Origin of the sequence: Thermococcus thioreducens, assembly GCF_002214545.1 — an archaeon.
GTDB classification, from domain to species: Archaea; Methanobacteriota_B; Thermococci; order Thermococcales; family Thermococcaceae; genus Thermococcus; species Thermococcus thioreducens.
In genome coordinates, this window is the sequence record NZ_CP015105.1 from 41,558 (window position 1) to 59,456 (window position 17,899).

Here is a 17,899-nt window from a genome sequence, read left to right on the forward strand (position 1 = left end):
GTTAGAACCCAACCAGCTTTCTCACTTCCTTTGCCTTCTCACAGAGTTCGCAGCTCTGGAGGAAGACCAGCATGTTGAGGAGGTGGAAGAGCTCTATCTCCGTGAGGTCAACGTCGGCCTGGGATATTCTTTTGATTATTGGCTGGGAGTTGAGCTCTATCTCGTTCAGGACTTCCTTCGCCAGTTTCTTGAGCGTCTCCCTGTCCTCTATCCGGAATCCTGCCTTCTCCAGGATCTGAACCAGCTTCTCTGCCTCCACCTGGAGGTAGTCCTGCCTGAACTCCTCGACGCTCTCATCCGGATCCGCTTTTATGAGGAATATCCTCGCCGCCCTTGCGTAGACCCTCTCGTTCCCGTGAATCTCCAGCTCCTCCACGAGGCCCGCTGATTCAAGCATTTTCACGTGCCTGTATATAGTCGTTCTGTCCTTTCCTATGGCGTCGCTGAGCTCGTTGATCGTCATTGGCCTGTCTCTGAGTAGTTGAAGAATTTTAAAGCGCGTCTCCTCGGAGAGAACCTTGACCTTTTCGGGCTCGGTGATAATGAGAACTTCCCTCAACTCAATACTCCTCCAGCTTGTCCTGGGGAGTTTCTCCTTCCTCAACTATCTTTTTGCCCGCCGCGACCATATCTATGCTGTGGACTACCCCGCCGAACTCCTCGATGGTTCTGACTATCTCATCGTAGTCGAGGTTGTCGCCGACCATCGTTATCTTGACGTTCTCCGTTTCCTTGTCTATCTCCACCAGTGTTATGTTGACGCCGTCGACGCCCTCAAGCTCGCTGAGTCCAAGGGCCAGCTCCGTCACCATGGGCTGGTGCGGCTTGAGCACGTCCAGGACTAGAAGCCGTATCCCCTTCGCCATATCCCATCGCTTCTCCTTTCCCCATCACTTTTTAAGTATTTTCCCGAGCCTCTTGAGGAGCTCCATTGCCTCTTCATCGCGCCCCATCCTCGCCATGGCGAGCCACTCGATGGCGTGGATGATGTCCTCGTTGGAGAAGTCCCTGAGCCTGTCCTCGTTTTCCTCTATCTCCCGGGATATTTCAGTCTTAAACTCGTGCTCCTTCTTCAGCAGTTCGTCCATCGTGTTGAGGAGTTCTTCATCGTCAAACTCGTATCCGAGCGCCTTGAAGACTTCGAGCTTTGTCTTCAGTCTGGAGCGGGCGAAGTACCTCAGCTCCTCGTCTCCGAGGTAGAGGTTTATGTAGAACGCATCGGCCGTTCTCCCGTAGTACTTCTCCACCAGGTTGCCCTTCATCTCCGTCCTCTTAACCTCGACCAGGCCCGCTTCCTTGAGCTTCTCGATGTGGTGGTATATAGTCTGGGGAGTCTTGCCCAGTATCTCGCTCAGCTGGGAGATGGTCATCTCCTTGTTGCGGAGCAGCCCGAGGATCTTTCTCCTCGTGTCCTCAAGCATCAGCTTTATTACTTCGGGGTCTGTTATGACCTTCACCTTCGCCATTCCCACCACCCAATTTAAACGTTCTAATGGTTTTTTGAACGTTCGAGAATTTAACTCTTTTGCTCCCCGGTAGGTTTATATATGTAAAATCCATGCCCTCTTAGAACACATGCTGGACAAAATATCCAGCCTTTCCGGATGTACCCATCTGCGGAGGAAGGCTTAAATATGGGCTCCCTAAAAACCTTCGGAGGTGGATACGATGGAGGCTCCAAAGCTCGATTTCCTGTTTTATCCACGGAGCGTCGCGGTCATCGGGGCGTCAAACGTCCCAGGAAAGATAGGAAACTCGATAATGCGCTCAATAACGCTCAAATTCGATGGAAAGGTCTACGCCGTCAACGTCAAGGGTGGCGAAGTCGAGGTCAACGGGAAGCGCTTTAAAGTTTACAGGAGCATCAGGGAGATACCGGACGAGATAGATGTGGCCGTCATAGCGGTTCCCGCGAAGTTCGTCCCGGACGTTATAGACGAGTGCGGTGAAAAGGGCGTTAAGGGGGCGGTTGTCATCTCCGCCGGCTTCAAGGAGGCCGGAAGGGTCGAACTTGAGGAGGAGCTCGTAAGGAGAGCCAAGAAGTGGGGCATCAGGCTCGTCGGCCCCAACTGTCTCGGCGTCACCAACCTTGAGAACGGCTTCGACTGCAACTTCAACCCGCCGGAGAGACAGGCAAGACCGCCCGCTGGAAAGATAGCGTTCATGAGCCAGAGTGGAGCGTTCGGCGCTGCAATCCTTGACTGGGCGGCCAACCATGAGATAGGTATGAGCAAGTTCATCAGCCTCGGCAACATGGCCGACCTGGACGAGAGCGACTTCATAGCGTACCTTGGCGAGGATGAGAAGACCGGCGTCATCACCGGCTACATCGAGGGCGTTAAGGACGGGAGGAAGTTCTTCAACGTCGCCAAGGAGGTCACGCTCAAGAAGCCCATCATAGTCCTCAAAGCCGGAAGAACAGAGGCCGGCGCCAAGGCCGCCGCAAGCCACACCGGTTCGCTCGCGGGTTCCTACAAGATATACGAGGCCGCTTTTGAGCAGACCGGGGTTTTGAGCGCCAAGAGCATGCGCCAGCTCTTCAACTACGCCAAAGCTCTGGCAATGCAGAAGCCGGCCAAAGGAAACCGCGTCGCCATAGTCACCAACGGCGGTGGGGCCGGGGTCATGATGAGCGACGGCCTGCTTGAGCGCGGCATGAAGCTCGCAGAGCTGAGCGATGAGACCAACGAGCGCTTTAGGAAAGACATCGAGGAAGGCAAACTCCCGCACCACATGTCTTACAGAAACCCGATAGACGTCATTGGCGATGCTCCCTCCAGCAGGTACGAGCTTGCCATGCGCTACGCGCTGGAGGATCCAAATGTTGATGTCCTCGTCGTCATAGCGCTCTTCCAGAGCCCGGCTTTGGACGAGGGAATCGTCGAGGCGATGGTCAGAATGGGGGAGTACGGCAAGCCGATAGTCTTTGTGGCCCCCGGTGGAGACTACCCGCACAGGATGGCCAGGAGGATGGAGAAGGAAGCCGGTGTCCCCGTCTACGAGACAGTCGAGGACGGCGTCGATGCGGTCTATGCCCTCGTCAAGTACGGTGAGTGGCTGAGGGAGAACGAGAAGCTTTGAGGACTTTCTGTTTTCTTCTTTGGCATTTGTTACAGTTTTCTAACACTTTTGTATTATCGTGTCTGAACTTTTGGGACTTTCATTTGTGGAGACCTTATAGACTTCTGCTTCTTACGTTCCCCAGTATATTACCCTTCGGGAGAAGGGAAAAGTATAAATACCCGGAGGGAGAAGGGGGTGGGGATTAATTTGTTTCTCCGGGGAGGAAAGGGCTTATTAGAACGAGAGGCAATTAAACAGTTGTATTCGGAGTACATGGAAGCACTGAAGAACATTATGGAAAAAGATGAAGACGCTCCGTTTAATTTGGGGCCAATAGGCTCGTGGACAGAAATTCGGACGATCCCTGTGGGTTTTTATGTTAAATTTGGAATGCTTTCAAGTGTTTATTACCCGCCCCCGGAGTGGAAGATGGAAACGGCCGATGCCGACGTGTTACTGGCTGACAAAAGGCTATACATCTTAAAAATGTGGACAAGTAGGGGCGTAAGAGGAAAAAAGATACACACTATTTTTGCTGGACTCCCTCACTATGCAATAAAGAGGGTTTCCATAAAGGATGGCCTTATCTCTGGCTCGACTTTGAGGGTTGATTATGACAGCTTTTATCTCGAAGGGTGGGACAGACCGAAGGAGGCAAGGTTTTGGATGACTTTTAAGACTAAAAGCACCCAAAAGGACATCGAATACATAGGGGGGCAGAAAGTCAGTGCCGTCCAACTGTTGGCCAGCTGGTTCGAACTCCTCTCAAAGAGGGCCAAGGACGAAAAGTGGGACGTTGATGGAATCCTTGTTAAGGAGGACATACCGCTCTGACTCTTATCTCAGTATCTTCAGCGTTTCCACTCTTTTGAAATCATCATCGAAGGTCGCTATCGTTTCTATCCCGTAGAACTCGCAGGTTGAGACGATCAGAGCGTCGTTTGGGAGGAGATGATACTTTTCAATTGCATTCTTCGAGTTCGACACTATATCGGAGTTTATATCCAGGGTGACGAATATGGAAAGGAGCTCAAAGAGCGGCTCCAGATCAACCTCGGCCAAGATTGAGGGAGTCTTCTTGATTTCATAGGATTTCATCCCAGTTTTAGCCTTTATGTAGAAGAACATGACCTCAGAGGCAACTATTGGGTTTATAAATCCCCTCACATCGCCGTTTTCAACGCTTTCTATAAGTGATCTGGCTTTTTCTATGCCGCCTAAGTGATATATGAGAACGTTTGAGTCAAAGAAAACGTTAGGCCTGCCACTCATCCTCGATCTCCTCTATTATTGCATCAATTTCATCCTTCTCCATCTTGACTATCCCAAAGGTTCTCTCCGATACCTTCTTTGGCAGAATCTTGAGGGTAACCTTGCTCCCCTCGGGAAGATTGAGCTTTTTCTTGGGTCTTAGAATTCCGTTTTCATAAACAGCCTCGACTGTGACTTCCATTGTCCCACCAATGGAACTCCGCTTTTGAGGCTAATAAGGATTTTGGCGTGTTTTACCTTTCTGGTATGTTATCATTTGGTGGAGAGAATTGGCATTGAATAGTCAAAGAGCAGGACGGAAAAGTTGGGCGCATGTCTAAAGTCATGATTTCCAAAAACTTTAAATTCCCTTCCTCCCTTTTTCTTTCCATGCGCGGTGGTCGTTTTTGGCCCTGGTGAAGCCTTCCTTTTCTGCCCCGGCTTAGTCCTGAGTTTCGTTTCCACTGGAAATGGAGGTGTTTTGAATGGACGAATTTAAGGTCACCCCATGGGACGTTGAGGGTGTTGTGGACTACGCGAAGCTGATAGAGGAGTTCGGAACCAGTCCGCTGACGGACGAACTGATAGAGAAAACAGCAGAGCTGACGAAGAGCGAACTGCCGATATACTTCAGGAGGAGGTTCTTCTTCTCCCACAGGGACTACGACAAGGTTCTGGCTGATTACGAGAGCGGAAAGGGCTTTTTCCTCTACACCGGTAGGGGCCCGAGCGGTCCGATGCACATAGGCCACATCATTCCATTCTTCGCCACAAAGTGGCTCCAGGAGAAGTTCGGCGTGAACCTCTACATCCAGATTACGGACGACGAGAAGTTCCTCTTCAAGGAGAAGCTCACCTTCGACGACACCAAGAAGTGGGCCTACGACAACATCCTTGACATCATAGCTGTCGGCTTCGATCCGGACAAGACCTTCATCTTCCAGGACAGCGAGTTCACCAAGATATACGAGATGGCGATACCGATAGCGAAGAAGATAAACTACTCGATGGCCCGTGCTGTTTTTGGCTTCACGGAGCAGAGCAAGATTGGGATGATATTCTACCCGGCGATTCAGGCGGCGCCGACCTTCTTTGAGAGGAAGCGCTGTCTCATTCCAGCGGCTATAGACCAGGATCCGTACTGGAGGCTCCAGAGGGACTTTGCAGAGAGCCTCGGCTATTACAAGACCGCTGCCATTCACTCCAAGTTCGTGCCAGGGCTCATGGGCCTTGAGGGCAAGATGAGCGCCAGCAAGCCCGAGACGGCCATTTACCTCACCGACGACCCGGAGGAGGCCGGTAAGAAGATATGGAAGTACGCCCTAACCGGAGGCAGGGCAACCGCAAAGGAGCAGCGCGAGAAGGGCGGCGAGCCCGAGAAGTGTGTCGTCTTCAAGTGGCTGGAGATATTCTTCGAGGAAGACGACAAGAAGCTCATGGAGCGCTATCAGGCATGTAAGAACGGCGAGCTCCTCTGCGGCCAGTGCAAGCGCTACCTTATCGAAAAGGTTCAGAACTTCCTGAAGGAGCACCAGAGGAAGAGGAAAGAGGCCGAGAAGAAGGTCGAGAAGTTCAAGTACACCGGCGAACTGGCGAGGGAGCAGTGGGAGAAGAGCATCCCGGGGCCTCTGAGGGGCTGAGCCGGATTTTTAATCTATTTTCTCGAAACTTTTTTATACTCGCTGAGGTTAACTTTTACCGGTGAGTTAAAGGTGAGGAAGGCCCTTCTTGCTTCTCTGGTTATTCTCGTGGTTCTCGTGAGCGGCTGTCTTGGTGGGAATACGACAACCGGAACGACATCAACTGGATCGGCCTCGAACACAGTTTCGTCCCTTCAATCACCGGCTTCTCAGCACAAGACGCCGCTGAAGTTCCTCTACCCAGAAGAGCGGGCTGACGTAAACATGACCTTTGAGAACATGACCGAATTCTTCTGGAAGACGTATTCTGCAGTGCCTTATTCCCAGCACGGGAACATAAGCGTGAACTACACAGATGGAACCTTCAGGGGCAGGTACGAGTTCGTCCTCACAAATTTCACCTCTGGAACGCTTTATCTGGCGCTCCTTGTCACCCAGAAGGACCCTATAACCCTCAACATCACCATAGAGGGCGTTCCGCTTGAGCTTTCCCGCATGGACGTTTACAGATGGGTTGATGAAGATGGCGTTGGCATTGAGATCTACGCGGTCAACGTCTCGACCAGCCTGTCCGAGCTCCACGGCGTTGCCACCTACGAGTTTCGATACCTTGAGAACGAGGACTACCTGCGTGAGATGTGGAAGCAGGACGTCCTCATTGGAACCGACTTTTCCTGGTGGGAGTTTGCTTCGAGGAATGCAACCATCACGGTAATCCCCACGTTTCCAGAGAACACGGTTTTTGTGCTGTCAAAGTGGGGCATAGTCCGTTCGGGCATGAAGGTCGTTTACAACGCCTCCCTTAAGCCCTACGAGGGCTTTACACTCTACATCCCGGACATGGAATGGAAGGGCTTCCAGTGGAACGGGGTAAACTTCACCGTCTATTTCACCAAGAACATATACAACGAGGAAGGCTTTGATTTGGTTAAAAGGGAGTTCACCTTCGCCATGGGGCTGTACAGCAACCTGACAGGGATTCTTCCGGTTGAAAGGTTTGATGCCGTCTTCTTCCCTGGTTTGCGGAGGATGATGTACAAACGCTTTGGAAGGAAGCCCTTTGGAATAGATTTAGGACATGTTATACTCGTGGAATGCCCCGTTGACATGGAAGACTCCGCGGTAAACTATGCTTCAATAATCTTCCACGAGATTGCCCACGAGTGGGCCGGCTATTACGCTCCCTTCGGTTACTTTAGCGAACCACTGGCAACTTTTATGCAGATGGAGGCGTACGGCAGGTGGAACCCCGGGGGCTATCTCTCCTGGCTGAACCAAAATGAGTATACGGCGCTGAAATATGGGGACGATATGCCCTTCTACGAGGTGGTGAGGGACCCGATGAAGTACCCCCGCTCTACCCTCACCCTTTACTGGAAGGGCGCCTTCATGCTCCGCTCCCTCCGCTTCATCGTCGGAAACGAGACCTTCAACAGGGCCCTTCACGATGTCCTTGAGGAGTGCCACGGCTCCTCCTGCAACTACACGGCATTCATCAGAACGGTTGAGAACGTTTCCGGCGAAGACCTTGGCTGGTTCTTTGACGAGTGGTTCAACTCGACGCTGTTCCCGGACTACAACATCACCAACCTGAGCCTCTCACAGGTGGGGGACGGTTACAACCTGACCTTCACCATCGTCGACGCCAGCAACTTCACGATGCCCGTCCCGGTGCGGATTTACCTCGACGACGGGAGCTATGTTGAGGGGACGGTCTGGGTTAACGGAACGGCAACGGTGAGCTTTGAACTCCCCTTCAAGCCGGTGAGGATAGTCATCGACCCGGATGAGGTAATGGCCAATGTGAACCGGGAGTTTGAAGTTGCAGGGATAGAGGTGGATGTGAATTGAAGCGGATATTCGTTCCCCTCTTTCTTCTCATCCTTTTCTCTCCCATGGTTTCAGCTCACTACTACATCCTCCTCGACGAAAACGTGAGCGGCCTGTACCCCTACGCCCAAGTGATCGCCGAACTTCACAACGGAACTGTAGTCGTCTCGAACTTCTCCGATCTTACCTTTTTAAGCTCTGACGACTATGCTCTCCTAATAGTTAGCTATTATCAGTTTAACGAGCACTTTGTCTATTCCATTTATGACCGCCTGGATTTTGACGGCGACGGCATCTACGACCCTGCCGTCGGTTTCCTGCCGGTCAGGGGCTCGCCCGATATCGCTCCGCTCATGTATTCGCTCCGGGAGTTCAGGCCTGATGGGGCAATATTTCTTCGGGCCGGAAAAGTTGAATACGATGAGTACCTGAGGCTTTCGGAAAACGCATCCCTCGTGTGGCTTGAAGGCCACGGCAGTCCCTTTGGTGTGAATATGGGGTCGTGGGGTCTCTATCCTTCACGTCTCGGCAACCCTTCTGGAAAGGCCTTTGTTTTGGAATCCTGCGACGTTGGGAAGGTCTGGGAGACGGGCGATTCCCTCGTGTTCGCCCTCCTCAGAAAGGGCTCCCCATCCGTGGTGGCATCAATAGACATGGGCGGCGTCTCCTACCTTCCGGAGCAATTCTGGGCCTCGGGTTACCCCATGGGAAAGCTTGTCCAGATAAGCAACGCGTACTTCATGAAGGTCGGGGTGAGGCCTAAGGTGGTTCTCTTTGGCGACCCGGCGCTCGTTCCGGTGAACTCAAGCGAATACCTCCTCGTGAAAAGCCCTGAAACGGGGTTCTACTCCAAAATATTTCCCCGGATAAACGGCTACATCTACACACCAGGTGAACCTGGCCTGAGGGCGATTTTCAGAGCCTATAATAACCTTTTCTCGGTGATGGATTTGTGGGAAGGCCTTTTCACGATGGGCGGCATCGGATTCATCGTCCTTGTGATTGCATTCGCCGTGATTTTTGGCCACATTCATCCGGGGAAGAAAACGCTGCTCGGGGCGTTGGTCTTGGCAACGGTCTCTTTTCTCCTCCTAGGTGCGGTCATGTATTATCCTCCGCTCAATGTTTCCATTCAGATAGTCCTTTTCTGGACTGCCGTCGCAGTTTTCATGGAGAGAAAAGTCCTCTGGGGACTTCTAGCGCTCCTTCTGCCTCCAATGATAATAGCTTCTGGTGCAGTGCTCTTGGGGACGGCAACTCCCTCTTATGGGGGCTTTTTGGTATTCGTTTCACTTCTGACCTCACTCATTGTCCTGGCGCTTCTTTTTGTCTCTTGTACGCTCTTTGGGAGGATCGCTAATCTCTGAACCCCCACTCCTCCTCGAACTCCCTTCCTTTCTCGATTTCCTCTCCCCTCAGCTCGACCCTGAAGGTTTCCTCAGCCCGCACGTCCGGCCTCAGCCTTACGTCCAGAACGCCCCGGATTATGAACTCACCGTGACCGAGGAGCACCGTCCCTCCACCGAGAGCCTTTGCCACCATCCTCGGAGTCACCGTCCCGTAGGTTCCTACCATGACGACCTTCTCCTCTGGGAGCATTCTCTCACGGAACTCGAAGCTCCGGCCCTTTCCGATGACCTTCTCGTACTCAAAGCCTTCAGCGGTGAGAACCACCTTTACGCGCCTCGCCTTTGTGAGGGTGGAGTAAACCGTCCCCGCTATGAACTTCCCGTCTCCACGGTAGTTTACCTGCGCCGAGTCGCTCTCGGTCACCACCGTTACCGTGCCGCTCCCCCTGACTTCACCCTCATCTGTGAAGAAAAGCACCACGATGTTTTTGTAGGGCTCGTCGGTTATTCTCACGGCGGGGGCCTTTACGAAGCCCGTTCCGTCTGGGGAAACGGCCACCTTGAACGGTGAGCTCATGAAGGGAACCTTGGATGCCCTCTCCCGCTTCCCGGGAAGGAAATTCCTCTCCACGTGGTAGCTCCTGTTCCTTCCGCTCCCGACCCAGTAGCCCCTCATCTCAAGAGTTCCTGTCTCGAATTCAAGCTCCTCCGGGAACGTTAACCCCGAGTCGGAAAAGCCGGACAGACCAGCAAAGCTCTCAGCACGCCTGTATTCTCCCCGCTTTTTCATCAGGACGTAAAGCCCGGAGAACATTATCAGCAGGAAGAACGCAAAGAACGCCGTAATCAGGAGCCTGCCCTCCGACACGCTGATGAACACAAAGGCGAGAACCGCTATTAAAAGTATCGTGAAGACCCCCAGAACGGCAAGTGCAACCGTGCTCCCCCTCTCCTTGAGGACGACCAGCTTCATTGGATTCACCGGTGGAATTTCGGCGTCATCGTTATTATCCTTTGCGAGCGGTTTATAACCTTGGACGTTCAACTCTATCCGGTGTTGAAGATGGTCAGACTCCCCTTCCGCGATACCTACTACGAGCTCCGTCCGAGCAAGATAATAGCGTTAGCCAAAAACTACGCAGAACACGCTAAAGAGATGAAGGGCGACGTTCCGGAAAAGCCCGTCTTCTTCCTCAAACCACCGAGTGCACTGATAGGCCCCGGCGAGCCGATAATCCTCCCGAGGATAAGCAAAAGGGTTGACCACGAGGTTGAGCTGGCGGTGATAATCGGAAAGCGCGGGAGGAGAATCCCGAGGGAAAAGGCGCTCGATTATATCCTCGGCTACACGATAATGCTCGACATAACCGCCCGCGACCTTCAGGCCGAGGCGAGGGAGAAGGGCCTCCCCTGGACGATAGCGAAGGGCTTCGACACCTTTGCCCCGGTCGGCCCGAGGGTGGTTGACAGGCGCGAGTTGAACATAGACGACCTTGAAATTGGCCTCAGGGTGAACGGCCAACTCAGGCAACTCGGAAGGACGAGCGAGATGGTCTTCAAGGTTCCTGAGCTGATAGAGCACATAAGCTCCGTCATGACGCTTGAGCCAGGCGACATAATAGCGACCGGAACCCCGGCCGGAATCGGCCCGCTCAGGCACGGCGACCACATCGAGGCATGGATTGAGGGCATTGGGAAGGTCGAGTTCGACGTTCTGGCCGAGGGCGCGATACTCTGCTGAGAAACTTTTTTAAGTTTTTGCTTTCTAACTATTTTTGGTGGTGTCATGAAGAGGGTGCGTTTGGGGGTCGTCCTCCTGCTGGTTCTTTCCGTTGCGATGGCTGGCTGTCTGGACAACAACTTCGTTTACGCCAGGGGGAAGAGCGTCCCGCCGGGGGAGAGCAGGGGGTGGTTCTTCAAGGGGCCAGCGAACCTGACCGTGAAGGTTACCTCAAACATTCCCGTTGAGGTGGAGGTTGTCTCCTCCGGCGGAACCGTGCTGAAGGATTTTGGAACCGTCAGGGAAGTAAATGCGGTCGTTGAGCTTCCGAAGGGCAGGTGGAAGGTCGTGGTGAGGAACCCCGGCAACGAGACCGCGGTCATTGATGTGACCATTAAAGCCTGAGCCTTCGTTTTTCTCTGGAATTTTCCTAAATAGCTTCAGCCTTTTCAAGTTTCAACTAACCCTCGTTCGGCAGATTAAACGGCACATTAAACACCCTTCGAGCCTTCAATGTCGTAATGTGCGCTGGTGTTCACTTGTCCATCTTCCTGATGAATTTTTATTCATGCGGAAGCTAAAAAGGTCATAAAGGCTTTTTTTGACTCGTTTCTGGATTTAAATCCACTTTCTTGACTTTTACAGGTCTGAAAAACTTTATATTTTGGAAAGAGGCGATATCTAAGGGTTGCACATCCCATGGGCATGTGGACATGAATGCTCATAAATGTGCAGGAGGTTGGGAGATGGCAGACGCCAGCTGGAAACTGAGGTCATCTGGATGGAAGCGTGGCAATTCTGACGAGACCTACCGCGAAATCACTCCCGCGGCGGTAATCCTCGGCGTCATCTGGGGCGCCTTCATGGCGGCCAGCTTCACCTACGCAGGGATGATAATGGGCTTTACCTCCGGCGGTTCGGCCATAGCCGCCATCGTCGGCTGGGGAGTCCTTAGGGGAATCCTCAAGAAGGGAACAGTCGTTGAGAACAACATCGTCCAGACCATCGCTTCGGCAGTCAACATCTCCGTCTCTGGAGTCATCTTCACCATCCCGGCGCTCTACATCATGGGGCTCCACGGGGAAATAAACACTACGTACTTCTTCCTCGCCACCGCGGCTGGGGCGATACTGGGAATCACCTTCATCATCCCGCTGAGGAAGCAGATGATCGAGATTGACCGCCTCCGCTTCCCGACCGGAACGGCCGTCGCCACCGTCCTCAAGACCCCGGGAAGCGGAATCGAGAAGGCCAGGCTGCTCTTCCTCGGCATGGCCGTCAGCGCTATTGTTTACCTTGTCCAGCAGTTCCCGGTGCTCGGCCTCCCGGAGATCATCCCCGAATACATCGATCTTGGAGCCATGCTCCACCTCCCTGACTGGGTCAGCCTCGCGATGGCCCTCTCGCTCATGGTCTTTGGAATGGGCCTCATCACCGGAAGGAACGGTCTCATAGTCCTCGCCGGTGGAATACTCTCCTACTACATCATAACCCCCATAGTCAAGAGCCTCGGCTGGCTCCCGAGCGACGTCACCGGAGGGGCCATCAGTGGCTTCGTCTACGCCAACATGACTAGGCCGCTCGGCATCGGTATGCTCCTCGGCGGTTCGATAGCCGGCCTCATCCTTTCAATGCCGGTCATCATCGTCGCCCTCAGGAGCATAGCCAACGCGAGCAAACTCGACTCCAGCAGGAACGAGGAGCTCCCGATCAAGTACCTCTACGCCGGAATAACCCTCGCCTTCCTGCTGCTCCTCGTCACGACCTACAAGCTCGGTAACCTAGGCATCTGCAGGAGCCTGCTCACTGCCCTCGTCGGCGTCGCCTGGATATTCGTCGCTTCACTGCTCGTGGCCATGTCCACCGGAATGACCGACTGGAGCCCCGTTTCGGGTCTCTCGCTCGTGTCGGTCATGATACTCCTCTACCTCACCGGCAAGCAGGTGCCGCTGACCATACTCCTCGGAGCCACCGTCGGTGTCGCCATCTCAGGAGCGGCCGACATGATGCAGGATCTCAAGACCGGCCACCTCGTTGGCGGCATTCCCTCCAGGCAGCAGAAGGTCGAGCTCCTCACCGCCTGGATAGGGCCGATAATAGCCCTCACCGTCGTCGGACTCATCTGGAAGGCCTACGGAATAGGAAACGAGGCCGTCCCGGCGCCGCAGGCCATGGCCCTCAAGTCCATGGTCGAGGCCATCCTCGGCGGCAACGTCCCGGTGGACAAGTTCATCGCGGGAGGAATCCTCGGCTTCGCCCTCTCCATGAGCGGAATACCGGGACTCGGCGTCCTCGTCGGTCTGTCAATGTACCTGCCGATGCTCTACATCCTGCCCTACGGACTCGGCTGTATCGTCCACGAGATAGCCAAGAGGAAGAAGGGGGGCGAGTTCATAACCGAGAAGGTGCTTCCAGTGGCGGCTGGACTCATGGTCGGAGAGGCCGCGATGACGCTCCTCTTCGCGGTCCTCACAGTGCTCGGAGTGCTCCACCCGTGAGGTGATGGAAATGAAGAAGCTCATAGGAAACGTCCTGCTCACGGTAGGCCTCGTCGCAGGTTCGATAACCGCCGCCAGGATACCGCCCATGTGGGGTGGTTTAGCGGTTTCCCTGGCCGTCATGGGTGTCGGAATATTCCTCAGGCGCCGGGGTGCGAAGGAGGAGCTCCACAGGGCGGCCCAGACCGGAACCGGCGGCGTCAGGGAGCTTGAGAGGCTCCTCACCGATGCCCTTGGCAGAATCGAGAGGATAATGGACGCCTCCGGCGAAAGAGCCACGGCGGAACTGACGAAGATACTCGAAGAACTCGACGAGTTCGCAGAGAAGGCCCAGCCGCTCAGGATAGAGGGGCTCATGACCTACGGAACCATCATGAGCGTCTTCAGCAGGGGCGAGAGGGCCCTCAACAGGGCCTGGAGCGCCTTCGCTGACGGCTACGAGAAGGAGGGACGGAGGTACCTCCGCTACGGCTACAACGACCTTAAGGAGACCCTCAGCGCGGTCAAGGCGCTGAAGGTCTGACCCTAAATTTTTCTTTCCCGCTATTCTATGACGTATGTGTGCACCATAAGCCCTCCGTGCCCTATGAGGCGATGGTGCTTGATCTGGAAGCCGTTCTCGGTTATCGCCCTCTCTATCGCCCTCTTCTCCGTCGTTATGAAGACGCCACGCTTTTCGAGCACCTTCGCCAGCTCGCCAAAGAAGTCCATGTAGAGCTTCGGAATGGCACTCTTCCTTCCTATCTTCAGCCCGTAGGGCAGGTTGCTGACGGCAAAATCGACGCTTCCGACGTACTCGTTCAGCCTCGTGGCGTCGCCGAGTATGAATTCTATCCGCTCCAGAATCCCCGCGGAGAGGGCGTTCATTTTTGCCCCGATCAGATGCTTCCTGAACTTCTCAAGGCCGATTATCCTCCCCTCGTAGCCCCTGAGCGCTAATTCAATCGGAATCGTCCCTGAGCCGCAGAAGGGGTCGATAAATGAACCTCCGTCCGGCTCTGCCAGCTCTATGAGGGCGTTCGCTATGCTGGCCTTCAGATGCGCTGGGTGGTCGTAAACGCGCCAGGGCCTCTTGTGGAGGGAAGAATCACCCGTCGTGTCTATCCCGAGGAAGAAGACCCCTCCAACGAGCTCCGCCCTGAAAATAACGGTCGGGTGGTCGAGGTTGACTTTGGGAGTCCCGAAGCGGGAGAGTCTCTCGAATATCGCCTTTCCGACGGTCTTTGATATGTCGAGGCTCGTTATCCTGTGCTCCCCCTTCCGGAAGCTCCTCACGGCGAAGCTCTCGCTCACCTTGACGTACCTTTCCACTGGAAGCCCCGAGACGAACTCCTCTATCCTCCTGAGGGCAAGGTCGGGTTCGTCTTCCCCGATCCCCTCAAAGCGCTCGCTCGCTATCTCCATGATTACGCGGTGGAGGAGCCTTGAGCGCTCGTTGAGGTAGGTAGGAACGCTCAGCTCCCTCCTCCTGCCCTTTTCGTCGGTGTAGAAAGCTTCGCCCACCTCAGCCAGAACCCTGCCCTCGACGCCCAAAGGCCTCTCCTCCACCCGAAACGAAACTCCTAACTCCGAGAGTAGGTTCTCAACCTCGGCCCTCGCGAGGTCTTCAATCCCCTGCGAAGTCGTCAGCAAAAGCCTCATACCCATCACTCCATTATCGCTATTACTCCCTTCCACTTCTTCCCGAAGCACTCGCTGGCCAGAATGTGTCTTCCAGTCAGCTCCTCAAGGAGCTTTATTCCACCGTCGCACTTCTTGAAGCCGGTCGCTATCCCGACGGTAAAGCCCTCTATTTCACGTATCCCGACGCGCTTCTGGTTGTCGAGTTTTTTTCTGAGTTCTTCCCCGTACTTCCACAGGATTCTCCTCGGGTCGAGGAGAAGGTCTTCCTCGATTCCGTCGAGGACGTCCTCGAAGTCCCATGTAAAGTCTTCCTCCCTCCTCTTTTCCTTCCCGAAGAGGGTAAAGCGACCCGTCTGCCATTCTCGGAGGAACCAGCGGGCGGTCTCCTCCAGATCAACTTCTCCGCCGGCCTTTATCAGACCCCTCCTTTCGCCTATCTTTCTCAGAACCTCCTCCTCGCTTTCGAACTCATCTATCCCGAACTTCTCGGTTATCGCTTCCTTCCTTGTTTCCAGGATTCTCTCAATGAGCTTGAGGGCCGGCTTTACGGGGTCTTCTATCTTGTCCGCTGGGAAGCCGCCCTTGATGACGAGCTCGTCGAAGTCATCTATAGGTACAACGCCGGGTGAATCTAAAAGCCATATCCTTTTGCTCAGCCGTATCAGCTGCTTACCCTTCGTATAGCCTGGTATTGGGGCAGTCCCCACTGCTCTTTTCCCCTTCAGCGTGTTGATTATCGTGCTCTTACCGACATTGGGGTAGCCTATGAGGGCGACCTTCACTTTTTCCTGCTCCTCAAGAAGGGGCTTTGCGAGCTTTTTTATTTCCCTCCTCAGGATTCCGGTTCCTTTTCTCTCCCTCGCACTTATGAAAACGACCGGAAGGTCGCTCTTCCTCTTGTACCCCTCAGCCCACTCTTTCGGCACTAAATCGGCCTTGTTCATGACGATGAGGAGGGGTTTGCCCTCTTCCAGGACGAGTCTCTCAAGCTTTCTGTTCCTCGTCCCTATCGGGTCGCGGGCGTCAACTACCTCAATTATCATATCGGCCTCGTCTATTACCTCCCTCACCACTCTCCACGCTTTCCTCTGCTTCATCTCTCACCACCGTTATCTCAAAGATTACTGTACCGCCGTCGGTGTATGGCGGCCCCGGGTCGAGGCACTGGACGTAGGCTTTCTCACCCCTGCCAAGCCCTAGTTCACTGGGCTTAATACCCTTTCGCAGTGCGACTATGTACGGCAACAGTGATGCGAAGGCGTGGGTGCATATGGCATCGGTTTCGTCAAGATTGACCCTTGCCCCATCGATCACTATTCTGTCCCCTGGGCTAAAAACGGGACATTTCCCCCGGATTTTCATTACTCTAATCTCTAACCGCCCCATACATCTCACCGAAACCTAAATAAAGATTGAAGTTCAAAAAACTATTCGACATGAGAAGCTGGTTATGATAACGATTGATGGTGGTGCTCAACGTGTCCGAGGATATTGAGGCGAAAATCCGCCGCCTTAGAGAGCTGGGTAAAGCCAGCGTAGAGCCTGAAGTTCCCAAAACTGCCAAACCCCCTGTCAGGAAACCCCCTAAAAAGCCCCGTCCCGTAGGCAGTATCAGGGAGAGAGAAAGAAGAAAACGCATTCTCATTGGTGCATCAATAGTCATACTCGTGATTTTGATAATTTCTATAGGGGCTTACATTTACATGGAAAACCGGGCCGCAGAGGAGCTCACCCAGGCTAAGACCAAAAAACTCGCAGAAGTCAACGCTTATTTTAAGCCCGGGAGCGAGCTCATGAACACAACGTTTGGAAAAAACGCCCGTGATGAGCTGATCAGAAAGATAAACGCTGCCCAAACGGTTGAGGAGGTTCAGTCGATAGACGTCAAAGCTGCCTACCAGGAGGCATGGAACCAGTACCAGGCTTACCTTGAGGAGCAGAAGCGTCTTGAGATGGAGCGGCAGCTCAATCAGACCAAGAAAGAGAAGATAAGTCAAATCGAGGCCCAGTTTAGCCAGCTTCTCGCAATGCCGCTGCCGGACGATCTCAAGAGGAAGGTTGTTGACTCCATGAACAGCCTTGAAGAGCAGGTCATGAGCGCCACCACCGAGCAGCAGGTCAACGCAGTAAACGCCGACCCGTATCTCCTGGAACTGTGGAGGGAGTACTACTACTACGTCATTGACACGATCCCGACCCAGAACGTTATCCTTGAGAGGGACAACGTCAAAAAGATAGTCACCAAGGCCGAGGCCAAGTCCGTTCTGGGAGGCATACTCGACTACAGGGAGCTCATCCAGTACAAGGTTTATAAGGTCGAGTTCGTTGACATCGCCCTCGTCCTCTCAAGGGACAAGATAAACGGTGCCTTCCTCGCTCCGGGAGACAAGATCATGATATTCGCAAAGAACGCGACCAACGCGCCTTTCAAGGAGATAGTCAACGAGGGCTACGTTGAGCTGGTTCTCCTGCCGACCCAGGCTGGAACCATATCCGTCAACGAGGCACAGAGCCAGACGAGTTCATCGAGCACCACTTCATCGACCCAGTACACCGAGCAGCACAACACCCAGTACACGCCGGGCGACACTTCCATAACCAACGGACAGGCCATCAGCGACATATACACCAACTCCCAGACGGCCAGCCAGAGTGCCTCGGCCAGCTACAGCTACACCGTTGACCTCACGGAGATACTCAAGGCCATCGCGGCAGGCAAGATACAGGCCAGCGAGGACGTCAAGGAGCAGCTCAGGGCATACGGCTGGGAGATAGTTGGCCTTGAGAAAGAATCGGGCATGCTCGTGCTTGACCCGAACACCCAGTTCCTGGTGATAGTGAAGGTGCCCTCGATATTCGTGCCCGACATACTTTCCAACCAGCAGTACCTTTACATCGCTAAGGTCGCTACCTGAGGTGGTCATA

19 protein-coding genes are annotated in these 17,899 nt (G+C 54.0%); 10 read left to right on the forward strand and 9 right to left on the reverse strand.

What is annotated here, in order from left to right:
- Position 1 precedes the first annotated feature (1 nt).
- From A3L14_RS00195 to A3L14_RS00205, 3 genes are read right to left on the reverse strand one after another with little or no spacing between them, the layout of a single operon-like run.
- On the reverse strand, positions 2 to 559 hold the full coding sequence (locus tag A3L14_RS00195) for an ArsR/SmtB family transcription factor (RefSeq protein ID WP_055428343.1): 558 nt from the start codon (positions 557 to 559) through the stop codon (positions 2 to 4).
- 1 nt (position 560) lies between these two features.
- Positions 561 to 866, reverse strand: a complete 306-nt coding sequence (locus A3L14_RS00200; protein ID WP_014788876.1) for a DUF211 domain-containing protein — start codon at positions 864 to 866, stop codon at positions 561 to 563.
- 24 nt (positions 867 to 890) lie between these two features.
- Positions 891 to 1,466 (reverse strand): winged helix-turn-helix domain-containing protein, encoded by a 576-nt coding sequence (locus tag A3L14_RS00205; protein ID WP_055428344.1) that lies wholly within the window; start codon positions 1,464 to 1,466, stop codon positions 891 to 893.
- A gap of 202 nt (positions 1,467 to 1,668) precedes the next feature.
- Between A3L14_RS00205 and A3L14_RS00210 the strand changes: the two genes are divergently transcribed.
- Together A3L14_RS00210 and A3L14_RS00215 are read left to right on the forward strand one after the other, a co-directional pair.
- Complete coding sequence (locus tag A3L14_RS00210) at positions 1,669 to 3,081, forward strand: acetate--CoA ligase family protein (RefSeq protein WP_055428345.1); 1,413 nt, start codon at positions 1,669 to 1,671, stop codon at positions 3,079 to 3,081.
- Between the two features lie 177 nt (positions 3,082 to 3,258).
- Complete coding sequence (locus A3L14_RS00215; protein WP_074631368.1) at positions 3,259 to 3,897, forward strand: hypothetical protein; 639 nt, start codon at positions 3,259 to 3,261, stop codon at positions 3,895 to 3,897.
- A gap of 3 nt (positions 3,898 to 3,900) precedes the next feature.
- On the opposite strand, the gene A3L14_RS00220 is transcribed toward A3L14_RS00215, so the two are convergent.
- Positions 3,901 to 4,335 (reverse strand): type II toxin-antitoxin system VapC family toxin, encoded by a 435-nt coding sequence (locus A3L14_RS00220; protein WP_055428348.1) that lies wholly within the window; start codon positions 4,333 to 4,335, stop codon positions 3,901 to 3,903.
- Positions 4,319 to 4,516 (reverse strand): antitoxin family protein, encoded by a 198-nt coding sequence (locus A3L14_RS00225; RefSeq protein WP_055428349.1) that lies wholly within the window; start codon positions 4,514 to 4,516, stop codon positions 4,319 to 4,321. Before A3L14_RS00225 ends, A3L14_RS00220 begins: the two co-directional genes overlap by 17 nt.
- 283 nt (positions 4,517 to 4,799) lie before the next feature.
- Here A3L14_RS00225 and A3L14_RS00235 point away from each other — a divergent pair, with 283 nt between their 5' ends.
- The 3 genes from A3L14_RS00235 to A3L14_RS00245 all read left to right on the forward strand — a co-directional run bounded on the left by A3L14_RS00235 (position 4,800) and on the right by A3L14_RS00245 (position 9,151).
- Entirely contained in the window at positions 4,800 to 5,954 is a 1,155-nt protein-coding gene (locus A3L14_RS00235; RefSeq protein ID WP_055428350.1) for a tryptophan--tRNA ligase, read from the forward strand.
- 72 nt (positions 5,955 to 6,026) lie between these two features.
- Positions 6,027 to 7,805 (forward strand): M1 family aminopeptidase, encoded by a 1,779-nt coding sequence (locus A3L14_RS00240; RefSeq protein ID WP_143597801.1) that lies wholly within the window; start codon positions 6,027 to 6,029, stop codon positions 7,803 to 7,805.
- Entirely contained in the window at positions 7,802 to 9,151 is a 1,350-nt protein-coding gene (locus A3L14_RS00245) for an immunoglobulin domain-containing family protein (RefSeq protein ID WP_055428352.1), read from the forward strand. The genes A3L14_RS00240 and A3L14_RS00245 overlap by 4 nt, the downstream gene beginning before the upstream one ends.
- Here A3L14_RS00245 and A3L14_RS00250 read toward each other — a convergent pair.
- Entirely contained in the window at positions 9,141 to 10,106 is a 966-nt protein-coding gene (locus A3L14_RS00250) for a hypothetical protein (RefSeq protein WP_074631365.1), read from the reverse strand. The genes A3L14_RS00245 and A3L14_RS00250 overlap by 11 nt on opposite strands.
- A 90-nt stretch (positions 10,107 to 10,196) precedes the next feature.
- On the opposite strand from A3L14_RS00250, the gene A3L14_RS00255 reads away from it, so the two are divergent.
- The 4 genes from A3L14_RS00255 to A3L14_RS00270 all read left to right on the forward strand — a co-directional run bounded on the left by A3L14_RS00255 (position 10,197) and on the right by A3L14_RS00270 (position 13,874).
- Positions 10,197 to 10,874: a fumarylacetoacetate hydrolase family protein gene (locus tag A3L14_RS00255; RefSeq protein ID WP_055428353.1), complete on the forward strand. Its 678-nt coding sequence runs from the start codon at positions 10,197 to 10,199 to the stop codon at positions 10,872 to 10,874.
- Between the two features lie 45 nt (positions 10,875 to 10,919).
- The gene (locus A3L14_RS00260; RefSeq protein WP_055428354.1) at positions 10,920 to 11,258 is read left to right on the forward strand and encodes a hypothetical protein; all 339 of its coding nucleotides are present in this window, start codon (positions 10,920 to 10,922) and stop codon (positions 11,256 to 11,258) included.
- Positions 11,259 to 11,599: 341 nt separating this feature from the next.
- Positions 11,600 to 13,351, forward strand: a complete 1,752-nt coding sequence (locus A3L14_RS00265; RefSeq protein WP_055428355.1) for an OPT family oligopeptide transporter — start codon at positions 11,600 to 11,602, stop codon at positions 13,349 to 13,351.
- Positions 13,352 to 13,355: 4 nt separating this feature from the next.
- The gene (locus A3L14_RS00270; protein ID WP_232473357.1) at positions 13,356 to 13,874 is read left to right on the forward strand and encodes a cell division protein; all 519 of its coding nucleotides are present in this window, start codon (positions 13,356 to 13,358) and stop codon (positions 13,872 to 13,874) included.
- A 20-nt stretch (positions 13,875 to 13,894) separates the two neighbouring features.
- Here A3L14_RS00270 and trm14 read toward each other — a convergent pair whose 3' ends face one another.
- From trm14 to A3L14_RS00285, 3 genes are read right to left on the reverse strand one after another with little or no spacing between them, the layout of a single operon-like run.
- A complete protein-coding gene (gene trm14 / locus A3L14_RS00275; protein ID WP_055428357.1) occupies positions 13,895 to 14,992 on the reverse strand; it encodes a tRNA (guanine(6)-N2)-methyltransferase in 1,098 nt (365 codons plus the stop codon).
- Positions 14,993 to 14,997: 5 nt separating this feature from the next.
- Positions 14,998 to 16,071, reverse strand: coding sequence for a GTPase (locus tag A3L14_RS00280; RefSeq protein ID WP_055428358.1), 1,074 nt, complete (start codon positions 16,069 to 16,071; stop codon positions 14,998 to 15,000).
- Complete coding sequence (locus tag A3L14_RS00285; protein WP_055428359.1) at positions 16,007 to 16,360, reverse strand: TIGR04076 family protein; 354 nt, start codon at positions 16,358 to 16,360, stop codon at positions 16,007 to 16,009. Before A3L14_RS00285 ends, A3L14_RS00280 begins: the two co-directional genes overlap by 65 nt.
- A 92-nt stretch (positions 16,361 to 16,452) precedes the next feature.
- On the opposite strand from A3L14_RS00285, the gene A3L14_RS00290 reads away from it, so the two are divergent.
- On the forward strand, positions 16,453 to 17,889 hold the full coding sequence (locus A3L14_RS00290; RefSeq protein ID WP_055428360.1) for a DUF515 domain-containing protein: 1,437 nt from the start codon (positions 16,453 to 16,455) through the stop codon (positions 17,887 to 17,889).
- Positions 17,890 to 17,899 lie beyond the last annotated feature (10 nt).